Source organism: Atribacterota bacterium (assembly GCA_028717805.1).
GTDB lineage: Bacteria > Atribacterota > Phoenicimicrobiia > Phoenicimicrobiales > Stramentimicrobiaceae > Stramentimicrobium.
Genome location: JAQUNC010000084.1, coordinates 1 through 3406, shown reverse-complemented (window position 1 = coordinate 3406; position 3406 = coordinate 1). Strand labels below are relative to the sequence as shown.

Below are 3406 nucleotides of genomic sequence, written 5' to 3'. Positions count from 1 at the left end.
TTTTTTCTAATTCAAGATATTCCTTCAATCCGATAAGTTCGTTAAATTCTTGAAAGGAAATTATCTCATTTATCCTCGAAATCGTAGTTTCTCTGGTGATTAATTCAGTTAAATAATCTTTTAAGCCTTTGGCAGCAGAATATATAGGACCGGTACTATATATTACAATAGAAAAACCCAAACTTTCTAATTCATTATTTGTTAAATTAGGAGTCCTTCCGCCTTCTATTATATTAGCCAAAGTGGGTATATCCTTAAAAAAATTATTAATTTTTTTCATCTCCTCAACGTTCTCTGGTGATTCAATAAAAATAAGATCTGCTCCTACCTGCTGATATATCTTCCCTCTAGAAAGTGCTTCATCCAACCCAAAATTCGTTCTTGCATCTGTTCGGGCAATAATAACAAGATCTTTGTCTTCCCGGGCATCACAGGCAGCTTTTATTTTTTGAACCATATCTTCTTTGGGAATAATTTTTCGCCCCAGCATATGACCACATTTTTTGGGGAATGTCTGGTCTTCTAATTGTATCCCGGCAACTCCAGCTCTTTCATACTCCATAACTGTTCTTCTAACATTTAATGGATTTCCATATCCGGTATCTGCATCAGCAATAACAGGTATTTTAACTGCTTTAGCAATATCACCAGCTCTTTTCGCCATTTCAGTCATAGTGAGTAATCCCACATCGGGTTGCCCAATAATACTTGCAGAAGCACCATAGCCAGTCATATATATTGCCTTGAATCCCATCTTTTCAATCATTTTTGCACTAAAAACATCATATGCTCCAGGAGCTACTAATATTTTTTTGTCTTGTAACAAGTTTCTTAAAAGTCTTGTTTTTCGCAAATTGTTCTCTCCTTATAATATTTTCCAGATATATCTATTGATATCTTAAACATAAGCAAAAAACATGCCAACTCAAAAAGACAGTAAAAAATGCTTCTTTATATTGTTTTGAATGCCCACTAATAAGAAAGGTTACAATGTTGTTGCAATATATTTTAACGATATTGAAACATATAGATAATCATTATTCGAGCCCATAAATCTTCATTTTTCTCCATAATGTCGTTCTGCTAATCCCTAATGTCTTCGCTGCTTGACTTTTATCCCAATCATTGGAATTTAAAGCTATGTGTAAATTTATTCCCCACCCCTATATGCTTGATAAAGTAAAAAAATAAAACCGTGCTTTTCTTTTTTCTTGTTTGTTGTTTTGTTAAACTTATCTTTTGATTAGTCACTTAGCGATCCCCGTTGTTGAAATAAAACAGACTTTTCCCCAAATACCTTTCTTGTTTCAGTTGCCTTGTTTACAATATATATTAGAAATTATATGTAATATCATAAATCCATTTTCTACCAGAGAATGGCCAGAAGAAATAGAAAAAATGCTATACTCACCTCTATAGCTCAAGACTAATGCTAGGATTAAATGACTAGCCCGAGATATGTAGCATATCCCCTTTCTTTATCTTTGCTTTTTTAGAAGAGGAACTATTCCACCTTCTTTAAGCATTTCAATTATTTGTACTGATAAAGGTTTGCATTTTAATGACAAGTTCTTAGAGTGATTTAAAACCAGGGCATTCTCTATGTCTATAACAGCAACATCTCCCTGTTCAAAGATTGAAGAAACATTCTGACAATATATAATCGGAATACCCAAAGCAATGCTATTTCGAAAAAATATCCTACCGAAAGATTCTCCAATTATACACTTTATACCCAAGTTCATTAAATTTCTTGGTGCCCTTTCTCGGCTGGAACCGCATCCAAAATTTCTACCAGCTACTATGATATCACCCTCTTTGACCTCTTTAGGAAAACTAGGATTCACAACTTCCAGAACATGGCATTTTGCTTCTTTCCAAGAAGCCCATCGATCTATCCCAGGTGCCATAAGGTCTGTGCTAATATCATTTCCAAAAACCCATACTCTACCTTTGATGACAAAGCTCACGAGTGATTCCTCCTATCATATTAATTACTTATATATAAGTCCGTGGATCAGCAATTTTTCCTTCTAAAGCTGAAGCAGCAACTGTGGCAGGAGACCCGAGATATATTTCAGCTTTATTACTACCCATTCTACCTTTAAAATTCCTGTTATGACTTCCAATACACCTCTCGCCTGATCCTAGGATACCTAAATGATTACCACAACATGGACCACATCCAGGAGGTCCAATTAAGGCTCCAGCATTTATGAAAATATCTATTAATCCTTTGTGCATTGTCTCGGAATAGATCTCCCAAGAGGCAGGTATAATCACCATTCTAACACTAGGATGAACTTTCCTATTCTTTAATATATTGGCAGCTATTTCTAAATCTTCAAATCTTGAATTAGTACATGATCCAAGAAAAGCTTGATCAATTTTTATTTCTTCCACTTCACTTATGGGTTTTACATTATCAACTTTATGCGGAAAGGCAACTTGGGGTTCAAGACTGCTAACATCTATATTAAATTCCTTTTCATAACTAGCATCTGGATCAGCTTTAAAAGTTTTTAGAGATAGATTATTTTTTTCTCTAAGAAATTCAAGTGTTTTTTCATCTGCTTCAAAAAAGGCGAACTTGGCACCAATTTCAACCCCCATATTGCTCATAGTCATTCTACTAGCAATACTGAGCTCATGCGCCCCGTCACCTGTAAATTCTACGGCTTTGTACTGAGCTACCTCGCTAGAATATTCCCCAGCTATATAAAGAAAAATATCTTTGGACATAACCATATGTTTTAATTTTCCGATAAGATTAAATTTTATAGTTTGCGGTACTTTTAGCCAAATAGAACCCTTTTTTAATAGATAAGCCATTTCCGTATAACCAATGCCAGCTCCAGCAGCTCCAATTGCTCCATATGTTGTAGTATGTGAATCGTTACCCAAAATCAGTATACCTGGAATGACATGTCCTTTTTCAACGATAATCTGATGACAAATACCTGCTCTTTCTCCATAAGCTGTAGAAATATCAAATTCCCTTAACATTTCTCGAACAATTTTATACTGTTCTGCAAAATACTTATTTGGAGGAGGTATAGCATGATCTATCACACTTATAACTTTAGATGCATCCCATACTCTATTAACATTTGCTTCTTTAAGAATTTCAAAAATCGGCGCCCCCTCTATAATAAAAGCCAAATCAACATTAGCATTAACATAATCTCCAGCCTTTATATGGCTTTTACCACTTGCTCGCTTTAATATTTTCTCAGCCATAGTCATACCCATAATAGTACCTCCTTATATTATTAATATCATGCTTTCAGAAAACTCTGAAACCCATACTTTACAAGGCTTTCCAGAGCATACGCTTTTACATTTCACCTCCAGCTTTAAAACTCTTATTGGATAAGGATTTACGGAGGGTTCTTTCCTATTTTCG

Annotated in this window: 4 protein-coding genes; all 4 read right to left on the bottom strand. The window is 34.7% G+C overall.

Annotated features, from left to right (window positions below; all coding sequences use genetic code 11):
• A partial coding sequence (locus tag PHD84_10685; protein MDD5638261.1) for an isocitrate lyase/PEP mutase family protein occupies positions 1-853 on the bottom strand: 853 nt, incomplete at its 3' end.
• Positions 854-1037: 184 nt separating this feature from the next.
• A complete protein-coding gene (locus PHD84_10680; protein ID MDD5638260.1) occupies positions 1038-1142 on the bottom strand; it encodes a helix-turn-helix domain-containing protein in 105 nt (34 codons plus the stop codon).
• Between the two features lie 336 nt (positions 1143-1478).
• On the bottom strand, positions 1479-1970 hold the full coding sequence (locus PHD84_10675) for a 3-isopropylmalate dehydratase (GenBank protein MDD5638259.1): 492 nt from the start codon (positions 1968-1970) through the stop codon (positions 1479-1481).
• Positions 1971-1998: 28 nt separating this feature from the next.
• Positions 1999-3252, bottom strand: coding sequence for a 3-isopropylmalate dehydratase large subunit (locus PHD84_10670; GenBank protein MDD5638258.1), 1254 nt, complete (start codon positions 3250-3252; stop codon positions 1999-2001).
• Positions 3253-3406: the final 154 nt, after the last annotated feature.

What these genes read in the sequence shown, in the direction of transcription:
- PHD84_10670 (MDD5638258.1), bottom strand. Translation starts at nt 3,252, where the DNA reads ATGGGTATGACTATGGCTGAGAAAATATTAAAGCGAGCAAGTGGTAAA.